The 14890-nt window shown below is 75.2% G+C and carries 10 protein-coding genes; 1 reads left to right on the forward strand and 9 read right to left on the reverse strand.

All coding sequences use genetic code 11. The annotated features are described in order from the left end of the window. Positions 1–12: 12 nt before the first annotated feature. Together D1J63_RS06635 and D1J63_RS06640 are read right to left on the reverse strand one after the other, a co-directional pair. Complete coding sequence (locus D1J63_RS06635) at positions 13–1188, reverse strand: enolase C-terminal domain-like protein (RefSeq protein ID WP_125628136.1); 1176 nt, start codon at positions 1186–1188, stop codon at positions 13–15. Between the two features lie 251 nt (positions 1189–1439). Then, positions 1440–3314 carry an ABC transporter ATP-binding protein gene (locus D1J63_RS06640; protein WP_125628137.1) on the reverse strand — a complete coding sequence of 625 codons (1875 nt, stop codon included), beginning with the start codon at positions 3312–3314 and terminating at the stop codon, positions 1440–1442. A gap of 164 nt (positions 3315–3478) precedes the next feature. Here D1J63_RS06640 and D1J63_RS06645 point away from each other — a divergent pair, with 164 nt between their 5' ends. Beyond that, positions 3479–4159, forward strand: coding sequence for a GntR family transcriptional regulator (locus D1J63_RS06645; RefSeq protein ID WP_125628138.1), 681 nt, complete (start codon positions 3479–3481; stop codon positions 4157–4159). Here D1J63_RS06645 and D1J63_RS06650 read toward each other — a convergent pair. From D1J63_RS06650 to D1J63_RS06680, 7 genes are all read right to left on the reverse strand, one after another. Further along, positions 4149–5150, reverse strand: a complete 1002-nt coding sequence (locus tag D1J63_RS06650; RefSeq protein WP_125628139.1) for a proline racemase family protein — start codon at positions 5148–5150, stop codon at positions 4149–4151. The two genes, D1J63_RS06645 and D1J63_RS06650, sit on opposite strands and share 11 nt — an antisense overlap. Positions 5151–5152: 2 nt before the next feature. After that, a complete protein-coding gene (locus tag D1J63_RS06655) occupies positions 5153–6049 on the reverse strand; it encodes a dihydrodipicolinate synthase family protein (RefSeq protein WP_125628140.1) in 897 nt (298 codons plus the stop codon). After that, positions 6046–7632, reverse strand: a complete 1587-nt coding sequence (locus tag D1J63_RS06660; protein WP_125628141.1) for an FAD/NAD(P)-binding oxidoreductase — start codon at positions 7630–7632, stop codon at positions 6046–6048. The genes D1J63_RS06655 and D1J63_RS06660 overlap by 4 nt, the downstream gene beginning before the upstream one ends. Further along, positions 7625–7879 (reverse strand): (2Fe-2S)-binding protein, encoded by a 255-nt coding sequence (locus D1J63_RS06665; protein ID WP_125628142.1) that lies wholly within the window; start codon positions 7877–7879, stop codon positions 7625–7627. The genes D1J63_RS06660 and D1J63_RS06665 overlap by 8 nt, the downstream gene beginning before the upstream one ends. Next, positions 7876–9075 (reverse strand): FAD-dependent oxidoreductase, encoded by a 1200-nt coding sequence (locus D1J63_RS06670; protein WP_125628143.1) that lies wholly within the window; start codon positions 9073–9075, stop codon positions 7876–7878. Before D1J63_RS06670 ends, D1J63_RS06665 begins: the two co-directional genes overlap by 4 nt. A 128-nt stretch (positions 9076–9203) precedes the next feature. Next, positions 9204–11300: an SWIM zinc finger family protein gene (locus D1J63_RS37070; protein WP_347141335.1), complete on the reverse strand. Its 2097-nt coding sequence runs from the start codon at positions 11298–11300 to the stop codon at positions 9204–9206. Between the two features lie 422 nt (positions 11301–11722). Continuing rightward, positions 11723–14791, reverse strand: coding sequence for a DEAD/DEAH box helicase (locus tag D1J63_RS06680; protein ID WP_125628145.1), 3069 nt, complete (start codon positions 14789–14791; stop codon positions 11723–11725). Positions 14792–14890 lie beyond the last annotated feature (99 nt).

A 14890-nucleotide genomic window follows, 5' to 3' on the forward strand; every position in this document is an offset into this window, starting at 1 on the left:
TACGGGGGCTGGTCAGGACGGCCGCGTGCCGTGGACGCGGTAGGGCTCCGCGTCGGCCCACTTGACGTCGAGACCGAGTCCCGGCCGGCCGGTGTCGGGGCGCAGGGCGCCGCCCTCGGGCGACAGGGTGCCGTCGAACAGCAGGTGCTCGACGCGCAGGTGGTCGTGGAAGTACTCCAGGTGCCGCAGCCGGCGCACGGCGCAGAAGGCGTGGGCGGAGAGTGCCGGGGCGCAGTGCGCGGACAGGTCGAGGTGCCGGACGGCGGACAGTCCGGCGATCTCCAGTACGCCGGTGATGCCGCCGCAGCGGGTGACGTCGGCCTGGAGGCAGTCGACGGCCGGGCCGGCGGGGCCCTCGGTGAGGTTGGCGAAGTCCTGCGCGGTGAAGGCGTACTCCCCCGCGGCGATCTCCAGCCGCGCCGGTCCCCGCTCGCGCAGCATCCGCAGCCCTTCCAGGTCCGCGGAGCTGACGGGTTCCTCGAACCAGCGCACGTCCCACTCGTCGTGGAAGCGCCGCGCCCAGTACAGGGCGTCCTTGCGGCCGAGCGCGCCGTTGGCGTCGGCGAACAGTTCCGGTGCGGTGCCGATCGCCTCGCGTACGGCGGTGAGGCGTTCGGCGTCGTGCTCGGGCCGGCGCGAGGTCTTCAGCTTCACGCGGGGGATGCCCTGAGCGACCCAGCCGGCGAGCTGGTCGGTGAGCCGGTCCAGGGAGTAGTTGGTGAAGCCGCCGCTGCCGTAGACGGGCACCCGGTCGTGGTGGGCGGGCAGCAGGTGGACCAGGGGCAGGTCCAGCAGCCGTGCCTTGAGGTCCCACAGCGCCACGTCGACGGCCGACAGGGCCATGGCCCCGACGCCGGGACGGCCCGCGTTGCGCGTCTGCGCGGCCATCCGCCGGTTCAGCGCCGCCGGCGAGGCCGTGCTCGCGCCCTCGATCACCGGGGCCAGCTTCGACTGCGCGAACACGGCGGCCGAGACGTCGCCGTAGGTGTAGCCGAGCCCGGTCCGGCCGCCCGCGTGCACCCGGACGAGGACGAGCGTCGTGGAGTCCCACTCCAGGGTGCCGTCCTGCTCCTTGCCGTCGGGGCCGTCGGTGGGCACCTCGAAGGCGTGCACGTCGACCGCGTCGACCGTGCACGCCTCCAACGGCGAGGTGCCCCTCTCGTCCGGCGCTGTCGAGCCGCTGCGCATCAGTGGCGTCCGGGGAGTTCGTCGAGGCCGTCACCCGGACAGCCGTACGCCTGCGCGACGCCCCGCTCGGTCAGGCGCTGGAGGACGAAGTCGGCGACTTGGGTCATGCGGCTCTCCTGGGCAGGCGGGAAGAACACTCATGGAGTGCCTTCCCTGAACGCCGGTAAACCGGACGACGGTCACTCATTGGGGCGAGTCGGGCACCGCGCCGGCCGCGCCGCAGCCGCCGGCCGGCGCGGCGAGCGCCACGCTCACGCCACCGGTACCGGGTCGGCCGGTCCGGGCGGCTCGCCGGGGCCGGCCTCCGGGGCAGGATGTCCGGCGGACGAGTCGGTGCTCTCGCCGAGGAAGCCGCCCGACTGGTGCTGCCACAGCCGGGCGTAGGCACCGTCCGTCGCGAGCAGCTTCTCGTGGCTGCCCTGCTCGACGACGCGTCCGCGGTCCAGGACGACGAGGCGGTCCATGCCGGCGACGGTGCTCAGCCGGTGGGCGACCACGAGGGCCGTGCGTCCGTCCATCAGCCGCCACAGGGCGTCCTGGACGAGGATCTCGCTCTCCGAGTCCAGCGCGCTGGTCGCCTCGTCGAGCAGGAGGATCGGGGCGTCGCGCAGGATGGCCCGGGCGAGGGCGACGCGCTGGCGCTGGCCGCCCGACAGTTTCACGCCCCGCTCCCCCACCAGGGTGGCGAAGCCGTCGGGCAGCTGGTGGGCGAACTCGGTGACGTGGGCGGCCGCGGCGGCCGCGTGGATCTCCTCGTCGGTGGCGCCGGGCCGGGCGAAGGCGATGTTGTCCCGCAGGCTGCGGTGGAACATGGCGGGTTCCTGCGGCACGTAGGCGATCAGTGAGCGCAGGTCGGTCTGGCGCAGCCGGCTGATGTCCTGGCCGCCGATCAGAATGCGGCCCTGGTCGATGTCCGACATCCGCAGCAGGAGCCGGGTGAGCGTGGTCTTGCCGCCGCCGGACCTGCCGACGAGGCCGATCCGCGCGCCCGCGGGCACGTCCAGGTCGAGTCCCCGGAAGATCGGCTCGGCGCCCGTGTGGGCGAAGGTGACCGCCTCGAAGCGGACGCCGGTGTCCTTGGGCGCGAGCGGTTCGGGCTCGTCGGCGTCCAGCACGGTGGGCGGGTCGAGGAGCAGCTCCGTGAACTGCGCCGCCTCGGTCATCGAGCTCTCCAGCCGCCGGTAGATCTGGTTGAACTCGAACATGATCTGGGTGGCGTTGGAGTAGTACGTGAAGGCGACGACGACCTCCTCCACGCCCTGGCCCGGGCCGCCGAGGGCGAGGGCGACCACCAGGCCCAGCACGTTGGTCAGGACGGACAGGGGGGCGATCAGGGTGTCGACGCGCAGGTTGCCGTAGTCCCACGACTTCAGCGTGAGGCGCCGGGACTCCGCGACGCGGCTGCGGTGTTCGGCCCCCTCCCGGCGCTCGGCCGCGAAGGCGCGGACGGTCTCCATGTTCATGAGGCTGTCGGCGACATGGCCGGAGACCCGGGCGATCGCCGCTTCCCGGTCGTTGACGAGCCGTTGCCTGCGCCGGATCAGCGGGGTCGCGGCCGCCACGGTCAGCGCGATCATCGCGAACAGGCCGACGACCAGCATCGGTTCGTAGCTCCACAGCACCACGGCCCCGAACACCAGCGGGACGAGACTGCCCACGATGCGGTACGTCAGTGTGTCGACGAAGTCCTCGAAGCGCTTGCCGTAGCTGAGCACCCGTTTGGTCAGGGAGCCGGCGAAGTTGTCGTGGAAGAACGCGGCGTCCTTGGCGAGGAGTTCGTCCATGCCACTCACGTAGAGGTGCTCCATGCCGAGCGCGTCCACGCGGTTCAGGCAGTGCTGCCCGATCCGCCAGACGCCCTCGGCGAGCAGCAGCGTCACGCCGAAGCCCAGCACGTACGGCAGTGCCGGGCCGAGGGCGAGTCCGCCGCCGTCGGCCGCCTGCCCGGCCAACTTGGCGATCAGCAGCGGCGCGACGTAGCGGATGCCGATGTTGCCGACGGCCGGCAGCAGCAGGGCGGGCAGGGCGAGTCGTCGTTGTCGCAGCAGTTCCCGGCCGTAGTGGCGCAGCGCCAGGACGACCGCGCTCCTGCCCGGTGCCGGCCCTCGCGTGCCTGTGGTCCCCATCACACTCCCGGTGGTTCGGAAGTCGGAAGTCTCCCGTCGGACCAGGTACGCAGTCCAGGCATTTACCGCGGAGCGTCGAGAACCGGACATCGCGCGGCCCGTCGTGGGCGCAACGTGACATTGTATGGTGAGGCGCCATTGGCCGGCCGGACGCAGGAGCACGGATGCCGCATCTCAAGTCCCGGGCGATCTCCGTCCAGACCCATCTGCGCGACCAGGTCGCCGACGCGCTCCGGGCCGCCCTCATCGCCGGTGATCTGCGTCCCGGTGTCGTCTACTCCGCGCCCTCCCTGGCCGCCGAACTCGGCGTCTCCGCCACTCCGGTGCGCGAGGCCATGCTGGACCTGGCCAGGGAAGGGCTGGTCGAGGCGGTGCGCAACAAGGGGTTTCGCATCACGGAGATGACCGAGCGGGACCTGGACGAGTTCACCGAGCTGCGGACCCTGATCGAGGTTCCCACCGTGGGCCGCGTCGCCGCGACCGCGACCGCCGAGCAACTGGAGGCCCTCCGGCCGCTGGCGCTGCGGATCGTCACCGCGGCCCGGGAGCACGACGTCCTCGAGTACCTCGAAGCCGACCACCGCTTCCATCTCGCGCTGCTGGGCCTGGCCGGCAACCGGCATCTCGTGGAGGTGGTCGCCGACCTGCGCAAGCGTTCCCGCCTGTTCGGGCTGGGGAGCCTCAACGAGGCGGGGCGGCTGGTCGCTTCGGCCCAGGAGCACGTCGACCTGCTGGATCTGATGGTGGCGGGCCGCGGTGCCGAGGCCGAGGAGTGCATGCGCCGCCATCTCGCGCACGTCCGCACGCTGTGGGCGGACGGCACCGCCCCGTCCGTCAGAGGGTGAACCCGGCCGGGTAGGGGTCCGCGGGGTCGAGCAGGTACTGCGCGGTGCCGGTGATCCAGGCACGGCCGGTGACGGACGGAAGGACGGCCGGGCGGTCGCCGACGGTCGTCTCGCCGAGGATCCGGCCGACGAACCGGGAGCCGATGAACGACTCGTTGACGAAGTCCCGGCCGGCCGGCAGCAGGCCGCGGGCGTGCAACTGCGCCATCCGGGCGCTGGTGCCGGTGCCGCAGGGCGATCTGTCGAACCACCCCGGGTGGATCGCCATGGCGTGCCGTGAGTGCTCCGCGGTGGATCCGGGGGCCTCCAGGTAGACGTGGTGGCACACGTCGATCTCCGGATTCTCCGGGTGGGACACCGGGTTCTGCTTGTTGATCGCGTCCATGACGGCCAGTCCCGCGTCGAGCAGCCGCTGCTTGTGCGCCCGTTCGAAGGGGATGCCGAGGTCGTCGGTGCGGACGAAGGCGTAGAAGTTGCCGCCGTAGGCGATGTCGTAGCGCACCCGGCCGTGGCCGGGGACGTCGACGACCTGGTCGAGTGCGTGGCAGTACGACGCCACGTTCTCCAGGGTGACCGACTCGGCGTGGCCGTCGCGCACCCGTACCCGGGCCGTGACGAGTCCGGCCGGTGTGTCGAGCCGGACCAGGGTCTCCGGTTCGGCCACCTCCACCATGCCGGTCTCGACGAGGACCGTGGCGACCCCGATGGTGCCGTGCCCGCACATCGGCAGACAGCCGGAGACCTCGATGAAGAGCACGCCGTAGTCGGCGTCCGGACGGGTGGGCGGCTGCAGGATCGCCCCGGACATCGAGGCGTGCCCGCGTGGTTCGCACATGAGCAGGGTGCGCAGGTCGTCGCGTTCCGCGACGAACCGCTGCCGTCGCTCGAACATCGTCGCGCCGGGGAGGACGCCCACCCCGCCGGTGATCACGCGGGTGGGCATGCCCTCGGTGTGCGAGTCGACGGCGTGGTAGCAGACCGTCGAGCGCATCGTCAGTTCACCCCCGCGTCGATCAGGGCCTGGGTGGCGGCGCGTACGACGGCCTCCGTCTCCGGGGCCAGCGGCTGCCGCGGCGGGCGGCACACACCGCCGCGGCGGCCGGTCAGCTCCTGGCCGAGCTTGACGGCCTGGACGAACTCCGTCCTGCTGTCCCACCGCAGCACCGGGTGCAGCCGGCGGTAGAGCGGCAGTGCCGTCTCCAGGTCGCCCGCGACCGACGCCTCGTACAGGGCGAGGCAGGCCCGGGGGAAGACCTGTGGGTACCCGGCGACCCAGCCCTTGGCGCCGGCCAGTGCGACCTCCAGCACGGTGTCGTCGGTGCCGATCATGAGGTCGAGGCCGGGGGCCAGTTCGGAGATCTCGTAGCAGCGCCGGACGTCGCCGGAGAACTCCTTGACGCCCACGATGAACCCTTCGGCGTGCAGCTTGGCCAGCAGGTCGGGGCGCAGGTCCACCTTGGTGTCGATGGGGTTGTTGTACGCGGTGACGGGCAGTCCCACCGAGGCCACCGTCTCGAAGTGTTCCAGCACGGCGCGGTCGTCGGCGCGGTAGGTGTTGGGCGGCAGGCACATCACCGCCTGGCAGCCCGCGTCCTTGGCGAACTGTGCGTGCCGCCTGGCCTCCCCGCCGCCGTAGGCGCCGACGCCCGGCATGACGGTGAACCCGGCGGGCGCGTTCGCGACGGCGGTCTCGACGACGCGGTCTCGCTCCTCGTACGTGAGGGTCTGGTACTCGCCGAGCGATCCGTTGGGCGCGACGCCGTGCATCCCCTGCTCGGCGAGGTGGGCGACGCTCTCGCCGTAGGCACTGAAGTCGACCGAGAGGTCGTCGTGGAACGGCAGGCTGGTCGCGACGATGACGCCGTGCCAGGGCTTGCGGGTCTCGCTCATGAACACTCCTTGTCGGTTGCGCCGTTGGCCGCCGGTCCCGACGGTGCGGGCGGTGCCGCGGGGGCCTGGGGTGTCGCGGGGGTCTGGGGTGTCGCGGGGGTCTGGGGTGTCGCGGGGGTCTGGGGTGTCGCGGGGGTCTGGGGTGTCGCGGGGGTCTGGGGTGGGGGTCCTTCGTCGAGGTCGGCGAGGGCTCCGAGGGTGACGGGCGTCGCGACGAGCCGTTCCGCGGGCTCGTAGGCCCGCTCCCGTGCCGTCAGGCAGTGCACGGCGGGTTGGCACATCCGGCCCTGGCACCAGCCCATGCCGGCCCGGGTCAGCTGCTTGACCTGCCGGTGGTCCTGGGCGCCGGCCGCGCGGGCGGTCCGGACCGCTGCGGCGTTCACCTCCTCGCAGCGGCACACGACGGTCTCGTCGGTGAGCCACGAGGACCATGCGGGAGGGACCGGATGGGCCAGCGCCATCGCCCGGGCGAAGGCGCGTTGCCGGTCCACCGCCGAACGGACCGCCGCCAGGCGCCTGTTCGCCCCTACGTGGGGTGCACCGGAGTCGGTGAGGACCGACTGAGCGGCCAGGCGGCCCTCGTTCACCGCGAGCGCCGCCCCGCCCACACCGCAGGTCTCCCCCGCGGTGTAGAGACCGGGTACGGTGGTGCGCTGCCCCGCGTCGACCACGGCCACCGCGTTCCCGTCCGCCGAGTCCGTGAGGGCGCAGCCGAGCGGGACGAGCAGGTCGAGCTGGGGTGTGAAGCCCCAGCCGACGCCGACGGCGTCGACCTCGACGCGTCGTTCGGTTCCCGGGCGGGGGCTGCCGTCCGGCGTGAGCGAGGCGATCCGCACCGACGTCACGCGTTCGCCGCCCTCCGCGGCGACGATCGCCGTGCGCGGGCGCACCGGGACACGGTGGCGGGCGAGCACGGCGGCGTATCCGGCTCCCTCGGCCCACTTGGCGGGGTTGCGCAGCAGCGGACCGGGACGGCGCAGCCAGGCCCTCGGGTGGGCCGCCTCGCACACCGCGACGACCTCGACGCCGCGCGCGGCGAGACCGGCGGCGACCGGCAGCAGGAACGGTCCGGTGCCGCCCAGCGCCACCCTGCTCCCGGCCGCCACGCCGCCGCCCTTGAGCAGCGCCTGCAGGCCGCCGGCGGTCAGGACACCGGGCAGGTCCCAGCCGGGGAAGGGCAGTTGACGGTCGTAGGCGCCGGTGGCCACGAGGAGCCTCGGCGCGCGCACGACGCCCGGGGTCTCCCGTGGCGCTGCCCGGCGGTCGACCACGTGGACCGCGAATCCGTCGCCCTCGCGGACGGCGGACCAGGCGTGGTGTTCCAGGCGCAGGTCGAGCCGGCCCGCCGCCCGGTGCGCCGTCAACGCCCGGCACAGGGCACGGTATGCGCGCAGCCCGTGGTGCAGGTCGTCGGTCGGTACGGCCGCTCGCGCGTGCTCCGGCGGGTGCCGCCAGTACTGTCCGCCGAGGGCGGTCCCGGAGTCGACCAGTACGACGCGCAGTCCGCCGGCCAGTGCGGTGGCGGTCGCGGCCATGCCCGCCGGGCCCGCGCCCACGACGACGAGGTCCGCCGGCTCACTCATCGTCGTCCTCCCGCGTCGTGACGGTCATGCCGGGCCGGGCCGGCACCAGGCAGGCGCGCTGCCCGCCGGTACCGTCGACCGTGACGAGGCAGTCGAAGCAGACGCCGATGCCGCAGAAGACGCCCCGTGGGCGGCGTCCGACGCGAGTGGTGCGCCAGGCGACCCGGCCCGCCGCGACGAGGGCCGCGGCCACGGTCTGTCCCTCGGTGAACGGCAGCGGGTCGCCGTCGACGACGATCTCGCTCACTGGGGCGCACCTCCGGCGTTGAGGAAGCGGTCGGGGAGAAGAGCGGTGTGCGCGGCCGGGTCGGCGCCGCGCCAGGGGCGGCCGAGCAGATGGGCCGTCACCAGGGCGCCGGTCGCGGGGGCGAGGCCGATGCCCGCGCCCTCGTGACCGCAGGCGTGGACGACGCCCGGCACGCGCGGGTCGGGGCCGACGACCGGCAGGTGATCGGGGCAGTACGGCCGGAAGCCGCGGTAGGCGCGCATCAGGTGGACTCCGCGCAGGAAGGGGAAGAGCCGGCACGCCTGCGCGGCGAGCCGCGCGACCACGGCGGGGTTCATCGTGGTGTCGAAGCCGACGCGTTCCCTGCTGGCGCCGATGAGGATCGTGCCGCCGCGCGTGCCCTCGACGACGCACGAGGTCTCCAGTCCGGCGTCGGACGAAGCGACGTTGGCGACGTAGTCCGCGGAGTAGACCTTGTGCCGGACCATCGGGGGCAACGGTTCGGTCACCAGGACGAAGCCGCGGCGCGGCAGCACCTCGACGGGCGCTCCGAGCCGCCGTCCGACCTCGCCGCCCCAGGTCCCGGCGGCGTTGACGACGGCGTCGGCGGGCAGCAGGTCACCGGCGGTCGTCCGGACCCCGGTGATCCGGCCGCCGGTGGACCGGTCCGCGGGGGTTCGGCCGCCGTCCCGGGCGGTTACGGCGGACGCGACCTCGCCGGTGCGGAAGCGGGCGCCGTGCCGTACGGCGGCTCGCAGCAGCGCGGCCGCCGCCAGCACCGGCTGCACCTGGGCGTCCTGCGGGTAGTGGACGCCGCCGGGGATCCCGGGCGCGAGGTGGGGTTCGAGGTCCCGCACCCGGTCGACCGGCTGGACGCGGACTCCGGCCGCCTCCTGCCGGGCGGCGAACTCGCCGAGCGCGGCGAGGCCTTCGGCGGTGCTCGCGACGACCAGGCCGCCCTTGGCCTCGAGTTCGAGGGAGTCGGGACCGAGCTCCCTGCCCGCCTCGTCCCACAGGGTGCGGCTCAACTGGGCCAGGGCCAGCTCGGGGCCGGGTTCCTTGTCGGAGAGGAGGACGTTGCCCTCGCCGCGGCTCGTCGTCCCGGCGCCCACCGGACCGCGGTCGACGACCGTGACGTCCATGCCCGCCGAGGCGGCGTGGAAGGCGCAGGCGGCTCCGACGACTCCCGCGCCCACGACGACGATCTTCAGGGTCAACGGCCCTCCTCCGAGCGCCACGAGCCAACAGCGTCGATCACCAGCACCCGCGCTGTGCAATGTCACATGCCATGAGTGAGGCTATACATCCGGCCGGTGGAAGACAACGCCCTCTTCGTGCCCGGGAGTCAGAGGTCGACTCGGGTGCCCAGGCCGGTCAGGGCGCCGACCGGGTCGAGGTCGGGGGTGCCGCGCGGCCACCAGTCCTCGCGGTCGGGCTCGGACTCGTAGGCGTACCAGAGGCCTGCCCGGCCGAGTCTGAGCTGGACATGGCCCCGGGGGTGGGTGAGGCGGTTGCGCCAGGGGCGGAAGGCGGGGAGGTCGGCGGCGAGCAGCAGGGGGCGGGCGCGGTCGAAACGGCCGGCCGGCGGGTCCCAGGGCTCCTCCAGGACGTCGAGGCCCTCGGGTCCGCCCTGCCGCCAGGCGGCGACGGCTCGCGCCAGCTCCGCCGTGTCGCGTCCGGCGGCCGAGGCGAGGGAGGCGTAGAGCGCGCGGGTGCCCGCGGTGAGGCCGGAGCCCGGGCGTGCCGCCGCCAGTCGGACGGCGTCCTGCCACAGCGTCAGCCCGCCGACCGGATCGCGCCCGGTCGTGAGCAGGGCGTGGGCGCGGGCGGCTGCGTCGGTGGCGAGCTGGTCCAGCGCGAACGGGTCGGGGCCGCCCGGGGCGGCCGGGTAGGCCGGCGGCTGCTCCGGGTGCGGGGGCGCGGGCAGCGGTGCGGGGAGGGGCGGCAGGAGGCGCCGGGCAAGGGCTTCCCCGGCGCGGACGCCGGGCAGGGGCGCCGGTCCGCGCTCCTGGGCGGCGCGGGCCGCGCGGGCGGCGTTGCGCCGGGACAGGGCGTCGAGCAGCGTGCGTTCGCCCCGGCCGCGCAGCAGGAGGAGCACGAAGGGGTCGGCGTCGAGCAGACGCGCCGTCTGGTAACAGAGGGCGGCGGCGTGTTTGCAGGGGTGCCCGGAGTCGGGGCAGCTGCACTGCGGGGTGAGGTCACCGGGGCCGGGGAGCAGCGGGACGCCGCGGTCCGCCAGGTCGGCCAGGGAGTGGGGCAGTTCCTTGTCGAGGAGGGCGGCGATGTGCCCGGGCCGTTCGACGGCGGCGTCCAGGAACCGGTCCCAGTCGGCGTCGCCGAGCGTCCGCAGCCGCACCTGCGCGCGGTACGGCCGGGCCCGGCTGCCCTGTACGTAGGCGAGGACCAGCCCGGGGGTCACGGTGATGGCGTCCACGCGCCCCCGCTCGGCGTATCCGCGCCCGCGCTCCAGCCGCGCGGGGTCCAGGGCGCCCTCTTCCAGCGCGGTCACCCACGCGTTCCCCCACCAGGTCCCGGCGAGGCCCTCGTCGGCGGCATTCCGGGGCGGGAGCGCGGGGAAGGTGCGCCGGAGTTCGCCGTCGCGGCCCGGGGCCCCCATCGAGCGGGGTGCACGGGGTCGCGCGGGCGGTGCGGAGTGGGCGGCGTCGGCGTCCCGGTCACGCACGGCCGACGGCTGCTCGGGACGCCTCGGCCCTTCCGGCCGCTCGCGGTCGGATGCCGAGCCTTCGGGGCGCGGCGCGTGCCCGGCACGCGGAGAGACGGCGGCGGGCTCGACACCGGCCCCGGTGACCGGACCGACGCCGGGGGGCGGGGTGGGCTCGGGGGGCGGGGTGGGCTCGGGGGCCGGAGCCGGGTGGCGGGCCGGAGCGGACTCCGGGGACCGAGCCGGGCCGGGGGCCGGAGCGGACTCCGGGGACGGAGCAGGCCCGGGGGACGGAGGAGGCCCGGGGGACGAGGCCGCCACCCGATCCTCCCCCGAGCCCGCAGGACCGGAGCCGACGGCAGGACCCACGCCGGACGAGGAGGCCGCCGCTGGGGACGAGAGCGCCGCCCCTTCCTCCCCGGACCCCACAGGACCAGAGCCCACGGCAGGACCCACGCCGGACGCCGAGACCGCCTCTGGAGACGAGAGCGTCGCCCGTACTTCGCGGGAGGTCCGGTCGGCGTGCTTGTCGGCGGGCAGGCTTTCTCCGGTCCGCCCGGCCGGCGAGGTCTCCTCGGGCGGGTCCGCCTCCGAGGGGAGTCGGAAGGCGTCCGCGACGAAGTCCCGTACGGCACGTGCGCGGGCGTCGGCGGTGCCCGTGCCGCCCGCCCGCCGCTGACGGCCGGCCGGACGCGGCGCCCGCCGTGCATGCGCGGCGCCCCCGGACGCCGCGGCGGCCTTCGCCTGCCGACGCGCCGCCCGCAGTGCCTCCCGCGCCACGTCCGCGGGACGGCTGTCGCCTCCGTCCGCGGCACCGGAGCGGGACTCTTCGACGGGGGCCGTCGACGGGGGCCGGTCGCCCGACCGGTCCCCTCCTTCGCCCCGCTGTGTCGGCCCTCCCGACTCCACCCCTTCTGCCGGATTCGACCGATGTGACGGCGTGTCGGAGGCGTGCCCGGGGTCGTGCGCCTCCGCATGCCGTGCCCTGCGCAGGGCGGCGCGGGCGGCGTCCCCGGCGCGTGGCTCGGTGGGCTCAGTGGGCTTCCCGCCCGGGGCGCCCTCCTGGCCCTGCGCCTGCGCCGACGGTGCGGACGGTGCCGGCGCCGGTGACGCCGGCCCGTGCTCCCGGCCCGCGCCCGTTCCCTCGCCGCGCTCGCGTGCCTCCCGCAGGGCGCGGCGGGCCTCGTCGGCGGGACCGGGGGTCATGACGGCCTCCGCAGGGAGACGAGGTCGGACAGTTCACGTGCCGTCAGCTCGGTGAGGGCCGACTCGCCGGAGCCGAGGATCGCGTCGGCCAGGGCCCGCTTGGACTGGAGCATCTCGGCGATGCGGTCCTCGACGGTGCCCTCGGTGATGAGCCGGTGGACCTGGACCGGCTGGGTCTGGCCGATGCGGTAGGCGCGGTCGGTCGCCTGTTCCTCCACGGCCGGGTTCCACCAGCGGTCGAAGTGCACGACATGACCGGCGCGGGTGAGGTTCAGGCCGGTGCCGGCGGCCTTCAGGGACAGGACGAGGACGGGGGTCGCCCCGCTCTGGAAGCGGTCCACCATCCGCTCGCGCTCCGGCACCGGCGTACCGCCGTGCAGGAGGTCGACCGGGACCGCGCGGGCGCCCAGGTGTGAGGTGATGAGGCGGGCCATGCCGACGTACTGCGTGAAGACCAGTGCCGAGCCGTCCTCGGCGAGCACCGTGTCCAGCAGCTCGTCCAGCAGGGCGAGCTTGCCGGATCGGGCGGTCATCCGGTCGGCCCCGCCCGGCGGGTGTGCCTCCTTCAGGAACAGCGCGGGGTGGTCGCAGATCTGCTTCAGCGAGGTCAGCAGCTTGAGGACGAGGCCGCGGCGGCCCATGCCCTCGGCCTCCTCGATGGCGAGCATCGACTCGCGCACCACCGCCTCGTAGAGCGCGGCCTGCTCGCGGGTGAGCGGGACGGGGTGGTCCGTCTCGGTCTTCGGCGGCAGCTCGGGGACGATGCCCGGGTCGGACTTCCTGCGGCGCAGCAGGAAGGGGCGGATGAGGCGGGCGAGGCGCTCCACCGCCTGGTCGTCCTCGCCGTTCTCCACCGCGCGCGCGTGCCGGGCGCGGAAGGACTTCAGGGGGCCGAGCAGTCCGGGGGTGGTCCAGTCGAGCAGCGCCCACAGCTCGGAGAGGTTGTTCTCCACAGGCGTGCCGGTCAGCGCCACCCGCGCCGGGGACGGAATCGTGCGCAGGGCCTTCGCCGTCGCCGAGTACGGGTTCTTCACGTGCTGGGCCTCGTCCGCGACGACCATGCCCCAGGGGTGCTCGGCGAGGGTCGTGGCGGCGGATCGCATCGTGCCGTAGGTGGTGAGGACGAAGCCGCCGGTCAGGTCGTCGAGGGTGCGGTCGGGGCCGTGGAAGCGGCGGACGGGGACGCCGGGGGCGAAGCGCTCGATCTCCCGCTGCCAGTTGCCCAGGAGGGAGGCCGGGCAGACGACGAGGGTCGGTTCGGTGCGGGCCCGCTTCAGATGCAGGGCGATGACGGTGACGGTCTTGCCGAGGCCCATGTCGTCGGCGAGGCAGCCGCCGAGGCCGAGCGAGGTCATGAGGTCGAGCCAGCCCAGACCGCGCAGTTGGTAGTCGCGGAGGGTGGCGTGCAGGCCGGGAGGGGGTGCGGCGGGGCGCACACCGGCGGTGAGCCGGTCGCGCAGGGCGGCCAGGGCGCCGACGGGCACCACGTCGACCGTTTCGCCGTCGGCCTCGGCGCTGCCGGTGAGGGCGACGGAGAGGGCGTCGACGGGGTCGAGCAGGCCCAGGTCGCGTTTACGGGCGCGGCGGACGAGCGAGGGGTCGACCAGCACCCACCGGTCGCGGAGCCGGACGACCGGGCGGTGTGCCTCCGCCAGGGTGTCCATCTCGGCCTCGGTGAGCGGATCGCCGCCGATCGCGAGCTGCCAGCGGAACTGGAGCAGGTCCTCGCTCTCGAAGAAGCCCGTGCCGTCCGTCGCCGAACCGGGCGCGGTCCGGACCACGGCGGTCGCGGTGAGGTCCTGGGCCAAGTCGCGGGGCCAGTGCACGGCGACGCCCGCGGCGGCGAGCCGGCCGGCCGCCACGCCCAGCAGGTCGGTGACCTCCTCCTCGGACAGGGCGAGGACGTCGGGGACGTCCTGTTCGGTGAGCCGGTCCAGCGGCGGCCAGACCCGCGCCGCGCGGCGCACCGCGAGGGCGGCGTCCACGCGCGCGCGGGCGCCGAACGACGCGTCGGCCGCCCCCGCCCACAGGTCCGCGGCGTCGGCGACGAGCGTGGGGTCGGCGAGGCTGTGCACCTGGACGATCGCCGCGCCCGCGTTGCGCACGCCGACGCTGCCGCCGCCTTCCGTGCCCGCGCCCCCGTCCGCGTCGCGGTCGAACAGGTCGTACGCCGACAGGTCGAGGCGGAGCGAGATCCGCACGCCCGCGTCCATGCCCGCGGCGACCTCGGCGGCCCAGTCGTGGGCGTCGGGCAGGTGCTGGGCCGCGCGGGCGGCGAACGGACGGCCGGAGGCGTGGGACGCGGCCGGCGTGCGCGGGAGGATGTCGGCGACCGCGTCGAGGAAGGCGCGGGTCAGCGCTTCCGGCTCCGGGAGCCGGATGGGTCCCGGGCCGTCGAGGGGGACCGCGTGGCCCTCGGGGGGCAGGGCGGCGGCCACGGCCCGCAGGTGCGCGATGTCATCGGGGTCGAGCGGGCCGGCCCGCCAGGCGTCGTGCCCGGTCGCGGTCAGGCCGGGCAGCAGCCGTCCGCGCGCGGTGAGCCGCAGGGCGTGCAGGGCCGCCGCGCCCCAGCAGGCGGTGGCGGGGTGGGCGGCCGGGTCGTGCCGGGCGCGCACCAGGAGGGGCAGCGCCTCGGCGAGCGGCAGGGACACCGCGGGGGTGGTCCGGCGGCGCACCCCGGCGCCGTGCGGCCGTACGACGGTCAGCTCCGCGACCCGGCCGCCCGGCCGCGCTCCGTCGCCGGTGACCGCCGCGGCCTCCGCGCCGTGCCCCGCCTCCGTGTCCCCGGCCGGACCGCTCCCGGGACGCGCCCCGGCGGCACCTGCCCCGGGCCCCGGGGCGACGCCGCCGTCGGCGTCGTAGGCGGGGACCGGGCCGGTGACGGGGCCGCCGTCGGGGTCCCAGAAGGCGATCCGGCCCTCGCGCGGGAGGGGTGCGGGCAGGAAGACGGCCGCGAGCCGGGCGGGGACGGACGCCGCCGCGTGCCGCATCGCCTCCCCCGGCTCCGCCGTCCGCTCCCCCGCTCGTCCGGGAGCCGTCGTGTCCGTCACGGCCGTGTCGCCCATACGTCCTGTCACCTCCCGCCCGTCGGCCCGATCAGATGTCTTCGACTCTACGGGCGGGGTCTGACAATCGGCTCCGGCGGCCGCCGCCGGGCCCGGGGA

The sequence above is a fragment of the Streptomyces sp. KPB2 genome (assembly GCF_003950055.1).
Taxonomy (GTDB): Bacteria; Actinomycetota; Actinomycetes; order Streptomycetales; family Streptomycetaceae; genus Streptomyces; species Streptomyces salinarius.

Bases quoted from the DNA above. Each gene is read 5' to 3' on its own strand.
- D1J63_RS06635 (WP_125628136.1), bottom strand. From the start codon at position 1,188: ATGCGCAGCGGCTCGACAGCGCCGGACGAGAGGGGCACCTCGCCGTTG.
- D1J63_RS06640 (WP_125628137.1), bottom strand. From the start codon at position 3,314: ATGGGGACCACAGGCACGCGAGGGCCGGCACCGGGCAGGAGCGCGGTC.
- D1J63_RS06645 (WP_125628138.1), top strand. From the start codon at position 3,479: ATGCCGCATCTCAAGTCCCGGGCGATCTCCGTCCAGACCCATCTGCGC.
- D1J63_RS06650 (WP_125628139.1), bottom strand. From the start codon at position 5,150: ATGCGCTCGACGGTCTGCTACCACGCCGTCGACTCGCACACCGAGGGC.
- D1J63_RS06655 (WP_125628140.1), bottom strand. From the start codon at position 6,049: ATGAGCGAGACCCGCAAGCCCTGGCACGGCGTCATCGTCGCGACCAGC.
- D1J63_RS06660 (WP_125628141.1), bottom strand. From the start codon at position 7,632: ATGAGTGAGCCGGCGGACCTCGTCGTCGTGGGCGCGGGCCCGGCGGGC.
- D1J63_RS06680 (WP_125628145.1), bottom strand. From the start codon at position 14,791: ATGGGCGACACGGCCGTGACGGACACGACGGCTCCCGGACGAGCGGGG.